We start from the raw sequence: 19,973 nt of genomic DNA on the forward strand, positions 1-19,973 counted from the left end.
AAAAAATAAAAATTGAATCAATTAAATTTTATTCCAATCCATATTTTTTTTCCCTTGAGGGGCTTTGTGTTTTATAGGTTTTTTTGATAGTTTATTTATAAAATAAACATAACTAGATATTTTATGAATATCATTTCCTTTAATTTCCCCTGATTGACCAAAAGCACGCATAGTAGGATTATTTTTACTTCCATACCAAATAATGGAAAATATATTCTTAAATAAATCTTTTTCTATTATATTTATCCAATAATCATCTGTTAAATTAGGACCTATATTTCCACTACCATCATATTGATGACAAGTAGAACAATTTTCTTCAAAAAGAGCTTTTCCACTATCAATCAATTTTGGATTAAAAAAAGCATTTTCTATAGTTATTTGTGGCGTTGTTTTCTCAAAAATATCTATTTCTCTTAATTGATTTTTATAAGCTATTTCATACTCTTTATAAGGATTAGAAAAATCCATGAATAAATAAGAAAAAAAATAAATTGCTGAAAAAAGAATTGTAGTATAAAAAAGATGAACCCACCACATTGGTAATCTATTATCTAATTCTATAATTCCATCAAATCCATGATCTATTTTTTTTACCCCTTGATTCATTTTTTTGGAATTATTAAATAAAAATTTATAGAGTCTATAAAAATAATTACCTTCATCTTCTTCAAAAATTTTCCGTCTTTCTTCTTCTGTAAGAAATTTTAATTTTCTTCGATAGATTAAATTATTAATAGTATCTAAAATAAACAACAATATTGTTATAATAATAAAAAAAAATATAGTTATTGGATCAACTATATACGAACGATGATCTATTCCTAAAAAAATATAGAGAATGAATATTATAACGGATAAAAAAAAAGGAATAATAATAAAAGAAGGAATTTTTGATCTCATAAATATTTTTATTTTTTTCCTTCTAAAGGAATTATACTTACCTCTTTATAATATTTTTCAGATTTTATAAAAACTAAAAATAAAATGAATAAAAAAGCGATAAAAAATAAAATTAACATAATAGATTGAAATATTCCTATATATTTTTCTGTTATAAAATTTTGTTTCAAAAAATTTATCATCAATTTTTTTTTTATTAAGATTTAATATCCGTACCTAAACGTTGTAAATAAGAAATTAGAGCTATTATTTCTCTTTTTTCCAAAGGAATAAATTTTTCTTTTTCTATTTTTCTCTGTTTATCTATTTCTTTTTTTAAACTTGGATATTCCTGATAAATATCAGATACAATTTTACTTGCTTGAGTATCCATATCCTTATATATATATTGAATATATTCCAAAGTATATGGGACCCCTAATTTTACCATAGCTTTTATTTTTTTTTCTGTATTAGATCTATCCAATTCATTATAAATTAGCCAAGGATATCTTGGCATAATGGATTTAGGAGAGGTTGAACGAGGATTATGCATATGGTTGAAATGCCATGAACTAGGATTTTTACCACCTTCTCTAGCTAAATCAGGACCTGTTCTTTTAGATCCCCAAAGAAATGGATGGTCATATATAAATTCTCCTGCTTTAGAATATTCTCCATAACGGACTACTTCATCTCGAAAAGGACGAACTTGGGCACTATGACAGGAATTACATCCTTCTCGGACAAATAAATCTCTACCTTCTAATTCAAGTGCCTTATAAGGTTTTACATTATCAATAGTGGGAATATTCGATTTTATCACTAAAGTAGGAATTATTTCTATCAACCCTCCAATAGCTACAGCAATAAAAGAAAGAATAGCAAATTGTATAGGTTTTTGTTCTAACCAATTATGAAATTTTTCCTTTTTTTCTATTTTATTTTCATGCAATGGAATTACTTTAAATTCTTCATTATTAATAAAATATCCTTTTTGTATGGTTTTAAAAATATTATATATCATTACAATAAAACCTAAAAAATAAATGATTCCACCAATAAATCTTATTTTATAAAAAGGAATAATAGATAAAACTGTATCCAAAAAATTTTTGTATACTAGAGTCCCATCAGGATTAAATTTTTTCCACATTTCAGATTGTAATAAAGATCCGAAATAAAGTGGAAAAATATAAAATATTATCCCAAATATTCCAAACCAAAAGTGAATATTTGCTAATAATGTAGAATATAATTTAGTATTCCATAATTTTTTGGTTAACCAATAGATGATTCCAAAAGCCATAAATCCATTCCAACCTAAAGTTCCTAAGTGAACATGAGCAATTACCCAATCTGTAAAATGAGCAATTGAATTTAATTTTTTAGTAGCTAACATAGGTCCTTCAAAAGTTGCCATTCCATAACAAACAATTCCTACTGAAAAAAATTTTAAAATAGGATCCTTTTTTACTTTATTCCAATCTCCTCTTAAGGTCAATAATCCATTTAACATACCACCCCAAGAAGGAGCAATTAGCATAATTGAAAAAATAGTACCTAAAATTTGAGCCCAATTAGGAAGAGATGTATACATAAGATGATGTGGTCCCGCCCATATATATATAAATATTAAAGACCAAAAATGAATAATGGAAAGTTTATAAGAAAAAATGGGTTGATTAGATGCTTTTGGAACAAAATAATACATTAATCCAAGTATAGGCGTAGTTAAAATAAATGCTACAGCATTATGTCCATACCACCATTGCATTAAAGCATCTTGAACTCCAGCATATATAGAATAACTTTTAAAAGTAAAAAGATCAATAGGTAATTCAAGATTATTAAAGATGTGTAACATAGCTACGGCTACCCATGTTCCTAAAAAAAACCAAATACTGACATATAAATGTTTAATTTTTCTTTTTAAAATGCTTCCTATCATATTAATTCCATAAATCATCCAAATAAAAAAAATTCCTATATCTATAGGCCATTCATGTTCCGCATATTCCTTACTAGTATTTATTCCTAACAAAAAAGTAATCCAAGTAGAAATAATAAAAATTTGCCATCCCCAAAAGTGAATCCAACTAAGATAATCACTAAATATTCTAGTTTTTAATAATCGTTGTAAAGAATAGTAAGATCCTGTAAAAATAATATTTCCAACAAAAGCAAATACTACTGTACTAGTATGTAACATTCTCCAACGACCAAATCCAAATATTCCTTGAGAATTTTTCAGTTTACTTCCTAATAGAAAATCAGGCAATTCAGGATAAAATAATAAGAGAGAAATAACTAATCCAGCAAAAAATCCAATAATTGCCCAAAATATTGTAGCATATAGAAAAGCTTTTACAATACGATTATTGTAGTAATATGTTTCTATTTTCATAATAATATAGAATTATTATTTTTTTTTATGATTATCTATTAAAATTCTAATTTTATGAGATTCATAATTATCAAATTGACCATAATAAAGACTAATTAAAAAAATTATAAGAAAAATTGCTCCTAAAGAAATACTAGATAATATCATTATAATTAATACATCCATAAAAAAAATAATTTTTTATTTATCTAAGATAAAAATCTTCGTGAAACTATCCAAGTAGATAATAGAGAAAAAACAATTACGGATAAAGAACTTAAAGGCATTAAAATTGCTGCAATAAAAGGGGTTAAAAAACCGGTTATAGCAAATATAATTCCTATACAATTGTAAAATACACTAATCATAAAATTTACAATAATCAATTTGATTGATATTCTGGATATTTTTAGAAATAAAAAAATTTTACTCAAATAATTAGATTGAATAAAAGCATCACAATTAGGAAAGAAACTACTTGGATTTTCTGATATTGAAACGCCGACTTCACTTTGATTTAATGCAGAAGAATCATTAATACCATCTCCAATCATCATTACTTTTTCTCCATTTTTTTGTATTTTTTTTACATAATCTAGTTTGTTTTCTGGATTTTGATTAAAAATAATTTTACTAGATTTTGGTAAAATCGATTCTAAATATTTTTTTTCTAATTTATTATTATCACCAGAAAGAATAATGATTTTATATTTTTTTTTTAGATTTTGGAATATTTGTTCTATTCCTTTTCTATAATAATTTCTAAATAAAAAATAACCTATGAATTTTTTATTTATAGAAATAGCAACTGAAGTTCCTTGATGATTATTTATTGTAATTCCTATATATTTGGAAGATCCAATTTTAACTGGAACTTTATTTATAATTCCTTCTATACCATAACCTATTATTTCTCTAAAATTTTTTATAGGATAAAATTTATTGATAGATAATTCTGAAAAAATCTTTTTACTTAATGGATGAATTGAATTTCTTAATAAAGAGGAAATCATTTTTTTTTCTTTACATTTAAGATATGGACCAATAAAAGAAATTTTTTCTTTATTTTGATCTGTAATAGTTCCTGTTTTATCAAAAATTAAAGTACTTATATTAGAAATTCGTTCCATAGTTGAAATATCTTTTACATAAAATCCTTTTTTAGAAAATATTCGTATAAAATTTCCAAGTATAAATGGAGTTGAAAGAACTACAGCACAAGGACAAGTAATAATTAATACGGAAAAAACAGTTTGAAAAATTTTTGATACATTAATAAAATACCAATATATTCCAGTTATTATAGAAATGATTAAAACAATAGGAGTAAAATATTTACTAAATTGATTAGTTATTGAATTTAAATGAAAATTTTTTTTATTTTTACGAAATTTTTTATTATTCCATAATAAACTTAAATAGCTTTGATCTACATCTTTGATTACTTTTAAATAGATAGCTTCCCCCTTTTGTTTAGATCCAGCATAAATTCGTTCTCCTATTTTTTTTTTTCTTAAATAAGATTCTCCTGTAAGAAAACTATTATCTAATAATGCAGATCCTTTTATTAATATAGAATCTACAGGAATAATTTCTTCATTTCTAATTATAATATGATCTCCTTTTTTTAAGGAAAAAAGTAAAATATTTTCTTCTTTATTATTTTTTTTAATTTTTGATATTGAAATAGGATAAAAGGATTTATAACTTTTTTCAAAAGAAAATATTTTATTATGAGTATGAATTTGGAATATTTTACTAATAAGTAAAAAAAAGGAAAATCCAGATAAACTATCAAAATATCCAGATCCTAAATCAAAAAATACTTCATAACAACTCCATGAAAAAAGAACTAATATTCCAATAGAAATAGGAATATCCATATTAATAATATGTTTTTTAAATCCTAAAATAGCATATTTTATATGATCTGTGAAAGAAAATAATACAATAGGTAACGAAAGAATTAACATTAAATAACGAAAAAAATTACGATTTTCTAAATACCATATATCTTCATGAGATCCTACATATTCTGGAATAGCTAAAAGCATAATGTTCCCAAAACAAAAAAAAGAAATAGCTAATTTTCCTATTAATTTTCTATCAAATATTTTTTTTTTATTTTTTTTTTCTAAAAATTCAAAATTAATAGAAGGTTTATAGCCTGTTTTTTCAAGAATAATTGCTAAATAGCTTAATTTTAATCCCGAATGATTGAATATTATTCTAATTATTTTACTTGGAAAATCAACAGTAGATTCAATTATATTTTTATGAATATTAGATAAATTTTCCAAAATCATGATACATGAACTGCAATGAATAGATGGAATAAAAAAACGAACGGAAGTGATATTTTTATCTTTAAAATCAATTATTTTTTCGGCAATTTTTTCATCATCAAGAAATTTAAAATTTTCATTTTGTTTCATTTTTATAGACTATTATCTTTTTGTAATTTTAGAATTTTACTTTTTTATTTTTCTCCTATATATTTTTTATATTCTTTAAATGACATCAGGATATCATATTCTTTTTTATTCAATATTTTAATTTTAAGTATCCAACCCTCATTATAAGAATCTTTATTTAAATATTCTGGATTAGATAGTAAAATTTTATTGAATTCTAGTATTTTTCCTGAAACTGGCATAAATAAATCGGAAACAGTTTTAACGGCTTCTATTGTTCCAAAGATATTTCCTTCTTTGATTTTTGTTCCTATAATAGTTTCCTCTATATCTAAATAAACAATATCTCCTAACTCCTTTTGAGCAAAATGAGTAATTCCTACTGCATATATATTTTCATTATTATTATCATTATTAAAACCATATAATCCTATCCATTCATGATTTTTGCTATATTTTAAATTATTGAAGTTCATATTAAATATTAAATATTTTTTTTAAAAAAATTACAAATTTTAAAAATAAAAATTAATTAATCGAATTAAGTGAAAAGGTTCCATAATATTCCTACTTGAAAAAAGGAATCTTTATTTTTATGATTAAAAATATTTTTTTTATTATGATAAAATCCTATATTTTGTATACTACTATAAAAAATAGTTCTAAATATTTTAAAATTTAAAAAATAATCTATAAAAGGTACCCCTCCAATTTTTGTAGGAAAACATTCATTTTCTAAATAAAAAGAAAATAAATCAAAGGGATATGAAAAATATTGATGAAAATATTTATTAAAATAATTAATAGAAAATCCAGTTTGCACTAATAACGCTTTATTAAAAAAACTATCTTCGTAAGATATTGTATTTTTTGAAAGAAAATTTGGAATGGAAAAATTTAATTGATCAGATTTTTGATTTTGGAATAAAACCAGATTATTAATATGAAATTTCCATATATCATGAATTATTTTAATTTTTAAATTCCAGGTACGTATATATTTCCAATATAATAGATTTGGATTATTATTTTGATTAAGACGGTTAATATCATATATATTAAAAAAAATGTTCAACTTTTTTTTTGAAAAAAGAGAAAAATTAATTGATTTTATATATAATATTTCATTATTGTATTGTTGATTATTATAACAATTTCCATTTTTTTGAAACATATAAAAATTGATAAAATCAGAAGAAATATTATTATTGATATTAAATTTGATTAAAAACTGAAATTTTGACCATAAATTGGTATCCAATTGAGTAGATATTTGTAAATAATTTTTAGATATCAACCATTTCGCATAGGAATTAATTTTAAATATATTATTAATGAAATAATTAATTTTTGTTTCTAAATATATTTTATTAAAATTTAAATTTTTCTTTTCATTTTCATAAACTGGATCAAATAAATAATTTGAAAATAATTGATAATGTATTTGATCATGAATAGCACCTATTTCTATATTTAATTTTTTTTTAATTTCAAAAATTAAAGAAGATTCATTTTTTAAATATGATAAATTGATCCTATTATTTTGAAATTTTTCTTTAGAATCAAAAAAATATTTTAAATATTTGGAATATTCCATTTTTTCTATTAAAAAAATTGATCTTTCTCTATGGGTAGATTTAATCCATGAAGGGGAAATATTTTGAAAAAAACTTATGTATAATCTTTTATGAAAAAGATTTTTTTTATCAAAAAAAAAATTTGAATTATCCGTTTTTTTCCAAAAAGGAATTTTACTTTTTTTTTTTATATAAAAATTTTGATATAAAAAATGTCCCCATATTAATTTATCATGAGAAGAATCAGAATATTTATAATTAAATGTACTTAAGAATAAATTATGATATTTTTTTAAATTTATATTTGATTCTTCTTCAGAAAAAATATTTTTATATTCTATAGAATAATTCATTTTTTGATTAGGACTTTGACTAAATAAACCACTTAGTATTTTTTCTTGAAAAGAATTTTTTATATAAAAAATTTCTGATATTGGAGTTTTTACGTCAAAGTATCTAATCTTTTCACGAGAGAAAAAAATATCATTTAAAAAATACATTTTAGGAAGATAATTTTTATTAAAAAAAATTGTATTACAATACGATAAAAAATTTTTTTCTGTATCAGAATTAGGAATAATTAAATCTTTTTCTTTAAGTTTAAAAAAACCAAAATTATCCTTTCGAAAAAAATTATGAGAAAATTCTTTTTCTATAGAAAAAGAATTTGTATCTAAATTTCTTTTTTTTTTATTATCTTCTGTCCAATATTTATAATCTTTAGAAATAGGATTATAAATACCCCAAATTTTTTTTTGCATTATATTTTCTTTTTCCATAGATTTTACAGAAAAAGAAATATAAAATAATATAAAAAATAAAAAATAAAAGATAAATATTTTCATAATAATAAAATTTATATAGTTACTAATTTTATTAATTTTAGTTAGTGTATAAGATTCTTAAAATTATTTTATTCCAATTATTATACTATATATTATAAAATATTTCTTAAGAAAAATTTATTTATTATTATGTAGTAAATATCATATAGTAAAAATATTATAAATTATATTCAAATTTATTTTTATAACTATTCATAAAAAATTTTAGATGATAGGACTACTCCAATAGAATTGTATTTTATATCTTAATTTTTTTTTATGTTATGAAAAAAATTATTCTAAATGATAGATGAAATATTTCAGTTTTAATAATAAATTTTTTTTCAAAACTTTAAAAAAGTTAAAATTACTCTATTTTTTTTAATAATATGAAAATGGATGAATAATTAAAATTACCTTTATTGAATCATTTAATAAAAAATAAAGATTGAAAAAAAAATATCAAATATATTCTATTGATTATTGGACATTTTTTTTCCCAAAAAAAAATGTTCCTAATCGAATAAGTGTACTACCACATTCTATAGCTATAGGATAATCTCTACTCATTCCCATGGAAAGTACAGAATATTTATATTTATTTTTACATTCATTATATATTTTATTTAAATAATCAAATTCATGATGGATTTTTTGAATAGATCCATGAAAAGTAGCCATTCCCATTAGTCCAATAATTTTTACATTTTTCATATTTTTATAATGATCATTTTCCAAAATTTCATGAACTTCTTTAGGAGTAATTCCGGATTTATTTTTTTCATTACAAATTTTTATTTGCAATAAACAGTTTATAATCCGATTATATTTTAGTGCTTCTTTATTTATTATTTTAAGATGTTCAATTTTTTGAACACTATGAATTAAATTAATAAAAGGAATTATATATTTTAATTTATTACTTTGAATTCTACCAATCATATGCCAACGAATATCCTTTGGTAATTTTTTATATTTTAGGATCATTTCTTGAATATAATTTTCTCCAAAATCTCTATGTCCTGTTTGATAAACTTTTTTTATAGAAAAAATATCTTGATTTTTAGATACTGCTAAAATTTTTATATTTTTTGGTATTGATTTTTTTATGGAAAAAATACGATATTCGATTGTTTTCATTTTTATGAAAATATTCTGTCAAATTCTTTCATTAAATCAATTAAAACCTGTACACTTTCTAATGGCATCGCATTATATATACTAGCACGATATCCACCTAAAACTCTATGACCTTCTAATCCAATAATATTTTCTTTTTTCCACATATCATCAAATTTTTTTTTTAGATTTTTTTTTTTTAAAAAAAAGGTAATATTCATATTAGAACGATCTTCCTTATAAATTTTATTTTCAAATAGATTATTTCTATCTATTTCATCATATAATAATTTAGATTTTTCTTTATTTTCTTTTTCTAAAATAGAAATTCCTCCTTTATTTTTTATCCATTCTAAAGTTAACATAGAAGTATAAATAGAAAATACATTTGGTGTATTGAAAATACTTTTATTTTTAATATGAATTTTATAGTCTAGATAAGAAGGTATATTTCTTTGAGTTTTTATTAAAATATCTTTTTTTATTATAACAATAGTCATTCCTGCCGAACTTACATTTTTTTGTGCAGAAGCATAGATTAATCCAAATTTACAAAAATTCAATTTTCTACTAAAAATATCAGAAGACATATCACAAATTATTGGTACAGAAGTATTAGGAAATATTTTCATTTGTGTTCCAACAATAGTATTATTTGAAGTACAATGAAAATAATCTACTTTATCTGGAATTTTATAATTTTTAGATATATGGACATATTTTTTTTTTTTTCCAGAAAAAAGTATTCTTACTTTTCCTATTTTTTTCGCTTCTTCAATAGCATTATTAGCCCATATTCCTGTATCTAAATAAGCTGCTTCTTTTTGCATTAAATTATATGGTACCATGGTAAATTGTAATGTAGCACCTCCTTGAAGAAATAAAACTGCATAATCTTCATTTAAATTCATCAATTTTTTTACCAAATTAGTAGTTTTTTCCAATATTTCTTCAAAATCTTTACTCCTATGAGATATTTCAAGCAAAGATAATCCATATTGATTATAATTAATTACAGCTTTAACTGATTTTTTAATAACTTGTTTTGGTAAAATAGAAGGACCAGCATTAAAATTATGTATTTTCATATCATGAATAAAATAACTAATTCTTTTCCAAAATTAAAAAAAATACTAATATAATAACCAAATTATATCTTTATTCCTAATATTTTTTTTGTTGTTTTTGTTACTTTGAATCTATCATCTAATCGATTTCCTATAACCAAAATAATATCTCCATTTCCATTAATCAATAACCATATTTGTTTCTTTTCCAAAAGAGAAAATTTTTTTTCTTTATAATATTTACTTAATTTTTTTTTACCTTTCATGTTTAAAGGAAAAAAGTAATCTCCTTTTTTCCATGTTCTTAATTCTAAAGGAAATTCAATTTTATCAAAATCTATGAATGACATATTTTTCGTATTTTTTTCTTTTGGTGAAGGGTTTATAATAAATTGTATATCAATAGGTAAATATTTTAAATTTTCAAATTTTATATCCTGTATAACGTATCCCTTATCTTTTTTATCAAAAAAATGATTTTCTATTAAAATCCAATAATTCCTATTTTTAATAATACGATATCTTTTTGAAATTAATTGTTTTCCAGATTGTGCATGAATAAGATGTTTTAAATTTTCTATATTAGAAAATCCATATGGAAAAAATAACTTAAATAAATAAAATGATAATGGTTGTAAATTTTTTATTTTTTCGCATTCTATCTTCCATAAAAATGGATTACTTTTTTTTTCTACTGTAATCTCTTTATTGATTTTTTTTATCTCTATCTCTATAAAAAAATTTTCCTTATAAAGATATTCCATACTTTTTTTTACACCCTTATAAAAAGAATTAGAAAAAGTAGATGTTATTAAGCGAATTTTATTTCTTAAATATTTATACTCTTTATTACTGCTATCTAATCTCCATTGGATATTTTTTATTTTAGCATAATGTAAAATTTCTTTTTTAGTAAAACCAGAAAGAGGACGAATAAATTTTTTGTTTTTTATAGGTATTCCTAACAATCCTTTAATTCCTGTTCCTCTCATCATATTAATAAAAAAGGTTTCAATAGAATCGTTAAAATGATGCCCTAAAGCTATATATTCATATGAATTTATTTCTAATAATTCTTCAAACCAATCATATCTAAGTTTTCTAGCAGCCATTTGTATAGATATTTTTTTTTTTTTAGAAAAATCAAAAGTATTAAATCGTTTAATATGATATGAAATATTTTTTTTTACACAAAAATTTCTGACAAAATATTCATCTTCATTAGATTCTTTATTCCTTAAGGAAAAATTACAATGAGCTACACTTAATGTTATTTTAAGATTAAAAGAAATATGAAGTAATAAATTGATAAGTACCATACTATCTAATCCTCCGCTTACAGCAACACAAATATTTTTATTTTCAATTGAAAAATCTTTTATTAATTTTTCTAAAAATAAAGGATCATATAATTTATATTCCATAAATAACTATTCAATATGATTTATAATTTCCTTAATTATTTTTTTTTTGGATTTTCCAGTAATGTCAATTATTTTAGAAGATTTTTCATAAAAAAAAATTCTATTTGAAAAATGCTTCATAATAAATATAAATAATTCATTTTTAGATAAATGAGATATAATCGGTCGATTTTTTTTCTCTATATATAGCCTTTTATATAATGTATAAATATTGGTTTTTAGATAAAATGTTTTCGAATATTTATTTAATAAATAAATATTGTTATAATAACAAGGTGTCCCTCCACCAACAGATAAAATATATTGTTTATGTTTTTTTAAAAATTTTTTTAGCATTAAATGTTCTATTTTTCTAAAAAAAGTTTCTCCATTTTTTTTAAAAATATTATAAATAGAATTCTTTTTTTTTTGAACTATCATAGAATCTAAATCATAAAAAAAAAATTTCAATTTTTCGGATAAAATTTTTCCTATAGAAGTTTTCCCACAACCCATATATCCAATCAAAGTTACTTTCATGAAAATATAAAATTTATAATAGTATATTTGTTTATAATAATAAAAAAAAATACATAGATAGAATACAAATATATAGAATTCAGACCTGATAGCTCAGCTGGCAGAGCATTACACTTTTAATGTAAGGGTCCTGGGTTCGAATCCCAGTCAGGTCATTATTTCATTCATTACATCATTTATTTATTTCTATTTCTAATACAGTTGGACAATGATCCGAATATTTTATTTCAGGTAATAAATATGCATTAATCATTTTTTTGTTTAAAGAACTGCTAACCATTATATAATCAATTCTCCAACCTTTATTATTTTTTTTTGAATTATAACGATAACTCCACCAACTATAATTTTTAGATTCTTTAACATAGTTTCTAAAACTATCTATAAACCCTAAATTTAAAAAATCACTCATCCATTTTCTTTCTTTTGGCAAAAAACCTGAATTTTTATGATTTTTTATAGGATCATGAATATCTATTTTTTTATGACAAATATTATAATCTCCACAAATAATAAGATTTTTTAATTTTTTTTTCATTTTTTCTATATAAAAAATGAAATTATCCATAAAATAAAATTTAAAATTTAATCTATTTGCCATATCTATTCCTGAGGGAATATAAATATTTATCACGGATATTTTTTTAAAATCTATTCGTAATATTCTTCCTTCTTGATCGATAGAATCAATTCCTATTCCATATTCTATATATTTGGGTTCTTTTTTACATAAAATACCTACTCCACTATATCCTTTTCTTTTTGTTGAAGGATACCAATAATGGTAATAACCCAAATTATCAAATATACTGGTATCTATTTGTTCCGGAAAAGCTTTTATTTCTTGAAAACATAAAATATCGGGTTGATTTATTTCAATCCAATTGGATAAACCTTTATTTATTCCAGATCTAATTCCATTAATATTATAACTAATAATTTTCATATTCCATAAAAAAAAATTTACTAAAAATAATCATTCAATTTCTAATAATTATTAAATAATGAATAAAAAAAAATAGTGTTCGAAAAGGTTAAAGAATATTCAAAATAGTTTTTTATATTTGCTCATCAAATCTATAGATAAAAATAAAAATTACTGTAAAAGCTTACTATTTTGTAAGCTTTTACTATTATTATAATATATTATTCCTTCCTATTATATAAAATGGATAAACTTAAAATAGCTATTCAAAAATCAGGTCGTCTTTATGACGACTCCATCAAATTACTTAAAGATTGTAGTATAGAGGTTAATATTGGAATAGATAAATTAAAAACAACAGCTCTTAATTTTCCACTAGAAATACTTTTTTTACGTGATGATGATATTCCTCAATATTTAGAAGATGGAGTAGCCGATATAGGAATTGTTGGAAAAAATGTTCTTTTGGAAAAAAGAAAAAAAATAAAAATCAAAGAAACTTTAGGATTTGGGAAATGTCGTCTTTCGATTGCAATTCCTAAATCTTTGGTTTATAAAGAAATAAATGATTTAAATGGAAAAAGAATCGCTACAAGTTATCCATTTTTGGTTAGAGAATTTTTCGAAAAAAAATATATAAAAGCAGAAATTCACGAAATTTCTGGAGCTGTAGAAATTGCTCCTGGAATAGGATTAGCCGATTGTATTTGTGATTTGGTAAGTAGTGGATCTACACTTTTTATGAATGGATTAAAAGAAGTAGAAACAATTCTTCAATCTGAAGCTGTTTTAGCATCTAATCTTCATTTAGGAAAACCACAAAATATCATAATGAAAAAATTATTATTTCGGATTCGATCTGTAAAAAAAGCTAAAAATCATAAATATATTCTTTTAAACGTCTCTAATGAACACTTAGAAAAAATAATATCTCATCTTCCAGGAATTAAAAGTCCAGTTATTCTTCCATTAGCAAATTCAAAATGCAGTTCTGTACATTCTGTAGTAAATGAAAATGATTTTTGGGGGATTATAGAAAATTTAAAAGCACTTGGAGCACAAGATATATTAGTACTTCCAATAGAAAAAATTATACTTTAATATAATATGAATATTCAAATTTATATGCATCCTTCATTCAATACGTGGAAATATATTATAAAAAGACCTATAAAAGATATTTCTATATTAACTGATTCAGTTACACCTATTATAAATAATGTAAAAAAATATGGAGATTTAGCCTTAAAAACCTATACAAAAAAATATGATAATTTTAATCTTAAATATATTCAAGTCACGGAAGAAGATATTAATAAAGCAAATATAAAAATTTCAAATTGTTTAAAAAAATCTATTGAAATAGCATATAAAAATATCAAATTTTTTCATCAAAAACAAATACATGAAGAATCTAAAATTGAGGTACTACCAGGAATTATTTGTTGGAGAAAATCAGTTCCTATAGAAAAAGTAGGTTTTTATATACCTGGAGGATCCGCACCTTTATTATCTACTGTATTAATGTTAGGAATTCCAGGTAAGTTAGCAGGATGTAAAAATATCATTTTATGTTCACCTCCAAATAAAAATGGAGAAATACATCCATCTATTTTATACACAGCTAAATATCTAGGTATTACACAAATATATAAAATAGGAGGAGCTCAAGCAATAGCTGCCATGGCATATGGAACAGAAAGTATTCCATCAGTTTATAAAATATTTGGACCAGGTAATTCTTATGTAACAATAGCTAAAAAAATTGTATCTCAAAACGGAATTGTGGCTATTGATATACCTGCAGGTCCTTCAGAAATTGTTATATTAGCCGATAATACAGCTAATCCAGAATATGTAGCTTCCGATTTACTTTCTCAATCAGAACATGATATGGAAAGTTATATTCTTTTAGTTACTATAAATGAATCTTGGTGGATAGAAAAAGTAAAATGTGAATTAAAAAAACAATTAATTAATCTATCCTATAGAAAAAATATTATGAAAACGGCTTTTGAAAAAAGCAAAATTATTGTTTTTGATTCTTTGGAAAAAGGGATCAAATTGATTAATGAAATTGCTCCAGAACATCTTATTATTAATTGTAATAATGCTATTTATTGGAGTAATAAAATAAAAAATGCTGGTTCAATATTCTTAGGAAATTATTCTCCAATTAGTATTGGGGATTATGCTTCTGGTCCTAATCATGTACTTCCTACATATGGTTATGCTAAATCTTATAGTGGAGTATCTGTAGATAGTTTTATTAAAAAAATAACTTTTCAAAAAATTTCCAAGAAAGGATTACGAAATTTATCAAAATGTGTTGATGTATTGTCTTCTGAAGAAGGATTAATAGCACATAAAAAATCCATTAATATTAGATTAAAAAAATGAATATTGAATGTGAATGCATGAATAGAGATGATTTTTCAAATTTTAATTTGAATTCTTTAATCAGAGATAATATTTTAAAAATAGATCCTTATTTATCTGCTAGAGAAGAATATTCTTATCAAGAAAAAAATTCTATATTTCTAGATGCTAATGAAAATTCTTTCGGGTCTCCTTTATCATTTTCTAATTCCTACAATAGATACCCGGATCCATTGCAAAAAGAATTAAAAAGAAAAATATCAGAAATAAAAAAAATTTCTTCATCCAAAATTTTTTTAGGAAATGGAAGTGATGAAATTATTGATTTAATTTATCGTATTTTTTCTCGTCCAAATACAGATAATGTAATTATTTTTCCTCCTACATATGGAATGTATGAAGTTATTGGAAAAATTCATGGAGTAGATATTGTAAAAGTTTTTCTAACGGAAGAAGAATATCAATTAAATTTGAAAAAAATAAAAAAGGCCGTTAATCCATACAGTCGGATCATTTTTATTTGTTCTCCAAATAATCCTACTGGAAATGATATAAAAAAAGAAGATATTGAAAATATCATAAAAAAATTTTCCGGTATTGTTGTTTTAGATGAAGCTTATATTGATTTTTCAGAAAAAAAATCTTTTTCTTTAGAAATAGAAAAATATCCCAATTTAATTATTTTACAAACACTTTCTAAATCTTGGGGTTTAGCCGGATTAAGAATAGGAATTGCTATTTCTTCTGAAGAAATTATTCAATGGATGAATAAAGTGAAATTTCCCTATAACGTAAGTCAAATATCTCAAAAAATAGCTATTCAAGCTCTTAATAATAAGGATTTATTTTTTTATCATTTAAAAAATATACTTTCAGAAAGAAAATATATGGAAGACTCTTTAACAGAAATTCCTATTATAGATAAAGTATATCCTAGTTCTTCAAACTTTATACTAGTTAAAATTTCCTTTTCATCAAAAAATCTTTATCAATATTTAGTTGATAAAAACATTATTGTTAGAGATCAGTCTAAAATCATTTTGTGTAATGAATGTTTAAGAATAACAGTAGGTACTCATGAAGAAAATGAGTATTTGATAGATCAAATAAAAAAATATTCCGAAAAATGTTCCTAAGTATATAAGGAATAACATAAAAAAAAATACCATGAAAAAAATATTGTTTATTGATAGAGATGGAACAATAATACAAGAAACTCCTCCTAATTATCAAATTGATACTATCGAAAAGGTTAATTTTTTTCCAAAAGTTATATTTTTTTTAACTAAAATAGTTAATGAATTGGATTATGATTTAGTTATGGTAACTAACCAAGATGGATTAGGTACTGAAAAATTTCCTGAAAAAAATTTTTGGCCTATACATAATCATATATTAAAGATATTAAAAACAGAAGGAATTAATTTTTCTTCTATTCATATAGATAGAACTATTCCAGAAGAATATTCTTCTACTAGAAAACCAGGAATAGGAATGCTCACTTCTTATTTTCATTCGGATTATGATCTTTCCAATTCTTTTGTTATTGGAGATAGAATAACGGATGTTTTATTAGCAAACAATTTAGGATGTAAGTCCATATGGATCAATGAAAATAATCATTATGTATCCAAAAAAGAATTTTCCATAGAAAGAAAAAATTTCAAAAAAAAAATAGTTTTGAAAACTGATAATTGGAAAAATATTTACGAATATTTAAAATATGTATCTAATAAAAAATTGATTAAACATAGAAGAACAACATTAGAAACAGATGTCAAAATCACTATTCAACTTTATGGAGAAGGAAAATCAGATATAAAAACAGGATTAGGTTTTTTTGATCATCTTTTAGAACAAATTTCTTTTCATAGTATGATAGATATGAATATTCACACAAACGGAGACTTAAATATAGATGAACATCACACTATAGAAGATACTGCAATTGCTTTAGGAGAAGTTTTTAATCAATCTATTATAAATAAAAGTGGAATAGAACGTTATGGTTTTTTTTCTATTCCTATGGATGATTCTTTAGCTACAGTAATATTGGATCTTGGAGGGAGAAGTGAATTATCTTGGAAAACCAATTTTTTTAGTGAAAAGATTGGTCAAGTTCCTACAGAAATGTTTATCCATTTTTTTAAATCTTTTTCTTCTTCTGCAAAATGTAATATTCATATTTATGCTACAGGAAAAAATGATCATCATAAGATAGAATCTATTTTTAAAGCTTTCGCTAGAGCTATTAAAATGGCTATACAAAAAAACAATATTAAAAAATTGCCTAGTTCTAAAGGCCTATTATAAAAATTTTTCAATCCAAAAATTATGAAAACAATTATTATAAAATATCCTGCTGGAAATGTACAATCTGTACTTTTTTCTTTAGAAAGAATAGGAATAGATGCTATCGTAACGGACTCTATAGAGTCTATTAAAAATGCAGAAAAAGTAATTTTACCTGGTGTAGGAGAAGCTAATTTTGCTATGAAATATTTAAAAGAAAAAAAATTGGATATTCTTTTATCTAAGTTAGAACAACCAGTATTAGGAATATGTTTAGGAATGCAATTATTATGTAAATATTCTGAAGAAAGTAGTACTAATTGTATAGGAATTTTTGATTTATTAGTAAAAAAATTTCAATCAAAAAATAAAAATCATAAAATTCCTCAAATTGGTTGGAATACTATTGATACACTAAAAGGACCATTATTTGAAAATATTCCAGATGGAAGTTATCAATATTTTGTACATAGTTATTATGCTCCTTTAGGAAAATATACTATAGCTAAAACCGACCATATAGTTTCTTATAGTTCAGCACTACAAAAAAAAAATTTTTATGCTGTACAATTTCATCCAGAAAAATCTTCTTATGTAGGACATAAAATATTAGAAAACTTTATGAGATTATAAAAGAAATAAATTTTTATAATGAATATTATTGTAGCTATAGATCTTATTGATGGAAAATGTGTTCGTTTAACACAAGGAGACTATAAAAGAAAAAAAATTTATAATAAAGATCCATTAGATATGGCCTTTTTATTAGAAGATCATGGAATATCTAGATTACACTTAGTAGATTTAGATGGAGCAAAAAAAGGGAAAGTCATTCATTGGAATATTTTGGAAAAAATTGCAAAATATACACATCTAATCATTGATTTTGGAGGTGGAATTCATACCGAAGAAGATGTACGTATTGTATTTGAAAATGGAGGGGATATGGTAACTATTGGAAGTATAGCTGTAAAAAATCCATTTCTTCTAAAGAAATGGATTCAAATTTATGGAAAAGATAAAATACTTCTTGGAGTAGATGTTAAGGATTATAAAATTGCTACTAATGGATGGACAAAATTTCATAAAATTCCTTTTTGGGATTTTTTAGAAGAAAAAAATTTTCATGGAATAAAAAAATTTTTTTGTACGGATATATCTAAAGATGGAGATCTTTCTGGTCCATCTTTATCCTTATATAAGAATATCATTCATAGGTTCCCAAATATTGAACTTATTGCAAGTGGAGGAATAAGAAATATATCCGATATCAAAATATTGGATGATTTAGGTTGTCATGGAGTAATTATTGGAAAAGCTATATATGAAAATAAAATATCGTTATCAGAACTTAGAAATTGGGAAGATGGTGAGAAAAAATTAAAATAAATTATGTTAGTTAAACGTATTATCCCTTGTTTAGATATTAAAAACGGAAGGATTGTCAAAGGAATTAATTTTAAGAATTTAAAAGATGCTGGAGATCCAATAATAATGAGTCATTGGTATACAAAACAAGGTGCAGATGAATTAATATTTTTAGATATCACAGCTACAAATGAAAAAAGAAAAACATTATTTTCTTTAGTGAAAAAAATTTCTCGTTATATTAATATTCCTTTTACTGTTGGAGGAGGTATTATGGAAGAAAACGACGTAGAATTATTATTAAATGCAGGAGCAGATAAAATATCTATTAATACAGCTGCTTTTAAAAGTCCCAAAATTTTAGAAGTTCTTTCTAGAAGATTTGGTAGTCAATCTATTGTTTTAGCTATTGATACAAAATACGAAAAAAATGAATGGTGGGTATATTTAAATGGAGGAAGAATTTCAACCAGAAAAAAAACTTTAGATTGGGCTAAGGAAGGAGTAAATCGAGGGGCAGGAGAAATATTATTAACTTCAATGAATCATGATGGGATGAAAAATGGATTTGCTTTAGATATAACTAAAAAAATTTCGGATTTACTTTCTACACCTATTATTGCTTCAGGTGGAGCTGGTAAATTAGAAGATTTTTATCAAGTTTTTAAAAATGGTAATGCAGATGCAGCATTAGCTGCTAGTATTTTTCATTATAGAGAAATAGAAATTCCTAATTTAAAATATTATTTAAATTATCATAATATACCTGTGAGAACTAATAAATAAATTTAAAAAAA

The 19,973-nt window shown here is 22.7% G+C and carries 19 protein-coding genes and 1 tRNA gene; 8 read left to right on the forward strand and 12 right to left on the reverse strand.

The features are described 5' to 3' along the window. Positions 1 to 21: 21 nt before the first annotated feature. From DM780_RS01980 to DM780_RS02030, 11 genes are all read right to left on the reverse strand, one after another. The gene (locus tag DM780_RS01980) at positions 22 to 903 is read right to left on the reverse strand and encodes a cbb3-type cytochrome c oxidase N-terminal domain-containing protein (protein WP_110548780.1); all 882 of its coding nucleotides are present in this window, start codon (positions 901 to 903) and stop codon (positions 22 to 24) included. A gap of 8 nt (positions 904 to 911) precedes the next feature. Then, complete coding sequence (locus tag DM780_RS01985) at positions 912 to 1,073, reverse strand: cytochrome oxidase (protein WP_235611971.1); 162 nt, start codon at positions 1,071 to 1,073, stop codon at positions 912 to 914. Between the two features lie 26 nt (positions 1,074 to 1,099). Next, the gene (gene ccoN / locus DM780_RS01990) at positions 1,100 to 3,289 is read right to left on the reverse strand and encodes a cytochrome-c oxidase, cbb3-type subunit I (RefSeq protein WP_110548781.1); all 2,190 of its coding nucleotides are present in this window, start codon (positions 3,287 to 3,289) and stop codon (positions 1,100 to 1,102) included. A gap of 15 nt (positions 3,290 to 3,304) precedes the next feature. Continuing rightward, positions 3,305 to 3,454 carry a cbb3-type cytochrome oxidase assembly protein CcoS gene (gene ccoS / locus DM780_RS01995; protein ID WP_110548782.1) on the reverse strand — a complete coding sequence of 50 codons (150 nt, stop codon included), beginning with the start codon at positions 3,452 to 3,454 and terminating at the stop codon, positions 3,305 to 3,307. Between the two features lie 23 nt (positions 3,455 to 3,477). After that, positions 3,478 to 5,703 carry a heavy metal translocating P-type ATPase gene (locus tag DM780_RS02000; protein ID WP_110548783.1) on the reverse strand — a complete coding sequence of 742 codons (2,226 nt, stop codon included), beginning with the start codon at positions 5,701 to 5,703 and terminating at the stop codon, positions 3,478 to 3,480. A 44-nt stretch (positions 5,704 to 5,747) separates the two neighbouring features. Continuing rightward, on the reverse strand, positions 5,748 to 6,158 hold the full coding sequence (gene gcvH / locus DM780_RS02005; RefSeq protein WP_110548784.1) for a glycine cleavage system protein GcvH: 411 nt from the start codon (positions 6,156 to 6,158) through the stop codon (positions 5,748 to 5,750). Positions 6,159 to 6,223: 65 nt separating this feature from the next. Then, positions 6,224 to 8,020, reverse strand: coding sequence for a putative porin (locus DM780_RS02010; RefSeq protein WP_161520720.1), 1,797 nt, complete (start codon positions 8,018 to 8,020; stop codon positions 6,224 to 6,226). A gap of 543 nt (positions 8,021 to 8,563) precedes the next feature. After that, entirely contained in the window at positions 8,564 to 9,223 is a 660-nt protein-coding gene (locus tag DM780_RS02015) for a YggS family pyridoxal phosphate-dependent enzyme (RefSeq protein WP_110548786.1), read from the reverse strand. Between the two features lie 2 nt (positions 9,224 to 9,225). Continuing rightward, on the reverse strand, positions 9,226 to 10,290 hold the full coding sequence (gene serC / locus DM780_RS02020; protein ID WP_110548787.1) for a 3-phosphoserine/phosphohydroxythreonine transaminase: 1,065 nt from the start codon (positions 10,288 to 10,290) through the stop codon (positions 9,226 to 9,228). 62 nt (positions 10,291 to 10,352) lie between these two features. Continuing rightward, positions 10,353 to 11,693 (reverse strand): tRNA lysidine(34) synthetase TilS, encoded by a 1,341-nt coding sequence (gene tilS, locus DM780_RS02025; protein ID WP_110548788.1) that lies wholly within the window; start codon positions 11,691 to 11,693, stop codon positions 10,353 to 10,355. A gap of 6 nt (positions 11,694 to 11,699) precedes the next feature. Further along, positions 11,700 to 12,212, reverse strand: coding sequence for a shikimate kinase (locus DM780_RS02030; RefSeq protein ID WP_110548789.1), 513 nt, complete (start codon positions 12,210 to 12,212; stop codon positions 11,700 to 11,702). 82 nt (positions 12,213 to 12,294) lie between these two features. Here DM780_RS02030 and DM780_RS02035 point away from each other — a divergent pair. Beyond that, a tRNA-Lys gene (locus DM780_RS02035) sits at positions 12,295 to 12,367 on the forward strand. Between the two features lie 17 nt (positions 12,368 to 12,384). On the opposite strand, the gene DM780_RS02040 is transcribed toward DM780_RS02035, so the two are convergent. After that, complete coding sequence (locus DM780_RS02040; protein ID WP_110548790.1) at positions 12,385 to 13,158, reverse strand: exodeoxyribonuclease III; 774 nt, start codon at positions 13,156 to 13,158, stop codon at positions 12,385 to 12,387. 222 nt (positions 13,159 to 13,380) lie between these two features. On the opposite strand from DM780_RS02040, the gene hisG reads away from it, so the two are divergent. From hisG to hisF, 7 genes are read left to right on the forward strand one after another with little or no spacing between them, the layout of a single operon-like run. After that, positions 13,381 to 14,238 carry an ATP phosphoribosyltransferase gene (gene hisG, locus DM780_RS02045; protein ID WP_110548791.1) on the forward strand — a complete coding sequence of 286 codons (858 nt, stop codon included), beginning with the start codon at positions 13,381 to 13,383 and terminating at the stop codon, positions 14,236 to 14,238. Positions 14,239 to 14,244: 6 nt separating this feature from the next. Then, positions 14,245 to 15,537 (forward strand): histidinol dehydrogenase, encoded by a 1,293-nt coding sequence (hisD, locus tag DM780_RS02050; protein WP_110548792.1) that lies wholly within the window; start codon positions 14,245 to 14,247, stop codon positions 15,535 to 15,537. Next, positions 15,534 to 16,652, forward strand: coding sequence for a histidinol-phosphate transaminase (gene hisC / locus DM780_RS02055; RefSeq protein ID WP_235611973.1), 1,119 nt, complete (start codon positions 15,534 to 15,536; stop codon positions 16,650 to 16,652). Before hisD ends, hisC begins: the two co-directional genes overlap by 4 nt. 31 nt (positions 16,653 to 16,683) lie before the next feature. After that, positions 16,684 to 17,829, forward strand: a complete 1,146-nt coding sequence (gene hisB / locus DM780_RS02060; RefSeq protein ID WP_110548793.1) for a bifunctional histidinol-phosphatase/imidazoleglycerol-phosphate dehydratase HisB — start codon at positions 16,684 to 16,686, stop codon at positions 17,827 to 17,829. A gap of 21 nt (positions 17,830 to 17,850) precedes the next feature. Further along, positions 17,851 to 18,441 (forward strand): imidazole glycerol phosphate synthase subunit HisH, encoded by a 591-nt coding sequence (gene hisH / locus DM780_RS02065; RefSeq protein WP_110548794.1) that lies wholly within the window; start codon positions 17,851 to 17,853, stop codon positions 18,439 to 18,441. A gap of 18 nt (positions 18,442 to 18,459) precedes the next feature. Beyond that, positions 18,460 to 19,197: a 1-(5-phosphoribosyl)-5-[(5-phosphoribosylamino)methylideneamino]imidazole-4-carboxamide isomerase gene (gene hisA / locus DM780_RS02070; RefSeq protein ID WP_110548795.1), complete on the forward strand. Its 738-nt coding sequence runs from the start codon at positions 18,460 to 18,462 to the stop codon at positions 19,195 to 19,197. Between the two features lie 3 nt (positions 19,198 to 19,200). Beyond that, entirely contained in the window at positions 19,201 to 19,962 is a 762-nt protein-coding gene (gene hisF, locus DM780_RS02075; protein WP_110548796.1) for an imidazole glycerol phosphate synthase subunit HisF, read from the forward strand. The last annotated feature ends 11 nt before the right edge of the window (positions 19,963 to 19,973 follow it).

It is taken from the genome of Blattabacterium punctulatus, from assembly GCF_003226695.1.
Taxonomy (GTDB): Bacteria; Bacteroidota; Bacteroidia; order Flavobacteriales; family Blattabacteriaceae; genus Blattabacterium; species Blattabacterium punctulatus.

Excerpts from the sequence above, each read along its gene's own strand:
- DM780_RS01980 (WP_110548780.1), bottom strand. The coding sequence starts at position 903 with ATGAGATCAAAAATTCCTTCTTTTATTATTATTCCTTTTTTTTTATCC.
- ccoN (WP_110548781.1), bottom strand. The coding sequence starts at position 3,289 with ATGAAAATAGAAACATATTACTACAATAATCGTATTGTAAAAGCTTTT.
- ccoS (WP_110548782.1), bottom strand. The coding sequence starts at position 3,454 with ATGGATGTATTAATTATAATGATATTATCTAGTATTTCTTTAGGAGCA.
- DM780_RS02000 (WP_110548783.1), bottom strand. The coding sequence starts at position 5,703 with ATGAAACAAAATGAAAATTTTAAATTTCTTGATGATGAAAAAATTGCC.
- gcvH (WP_110548784.1), bottom strand. The coding sequence starts at position 6,158 with ATGAACTTCAATAATTTAAAATATAGCAAAAATCATGAATGGATAGGA.
- DM780_RS02010 (WP_161520720.1), bottom strand. The coding sequence starts at position 8,020 with ATGCAAAAAAAAATTTGGGGTATTTATAATCCTATTTCTAAAGATTAT.
- DM780_RS02015 (WP_110548786.1), bottom strand. The coding sequence starts at position 9,223 with ATGAAAACAATCGAATATCGTATTTTTTCCATAAAAAAATCAATACCA.
- serC (WP_110548787.1), bottom strand. The coding sequence starts at position 10,290 with ATGAAAATACATAATTTTAATGCTGGTCCTTCTATTTTACCAAAACAA.
- tilS (WP_110548788.1), bottom strand. The coding sequence starts at position 11,693 with ATGGAATATAAATTATATGATCCTTTATTTTTAGAAAAATTAATAAAA.
- DM780_RS02030 (WP_110548789.1), bottom strand. The coding sequence starts at position 12,212 with ATGAAAGTAACTTTGATTGGATATATGGGTTGTGGGAAAACTTCTATA.
- DM780_RS02040 (WP_110548790.1), bottom strand. The coding sequence starts at position 13,158 with ATGAAAATTATTAGTTATAATATTAATGGAATTAGATCTGGAATAAAT.
- hisG (WP_110548791.1), top strand. The coding sequence starts at position 13,381 with ATGGATAAACTTAAAATAGCTATTCAAAAATCAGGTCGTCTTTATGAC.
- hisD (WP_110548792.1), top strand. The coding sequence starts at position 14,245 with ATGAATATTCAAATTTATATGCATCCTTCATTCAATACGTGGAAATAT.
- hisC (WP_235611973.1), top strand. The coding sequence starts at position 15,534 with ATGAATATTGAATGTGAATGCATGAATAGAGATGATTTTTCAAATTTT.
- hisB (WP_110548793.1), top strand. The coding sequence starts at position 16,684 with ATGAAAAAAATATTGTTTATTGATAGAGATGGAACAATAATACAAGAA.
- hisH (WP_110548794.1), top strand. The coding sequence starts at position 17,851 with ATGAAAACAATTATTATAAAATATCCTGCTGGAAATGTACAATCTGTA.
- hisA (WP_110548795.1), top strand. The coding sequence starts at position 18,460 with ATGAATATTATTGTAGCTATAGATCTTATTGATGGAAAATGTGTTCGT.
- hisF (WP_110548796.1), top strand. The coding sequence starts at position 19,201 with ATGTTAGTTAAACGTATTATCCCTTGTTTAGATATTAAAAACGGAAGG.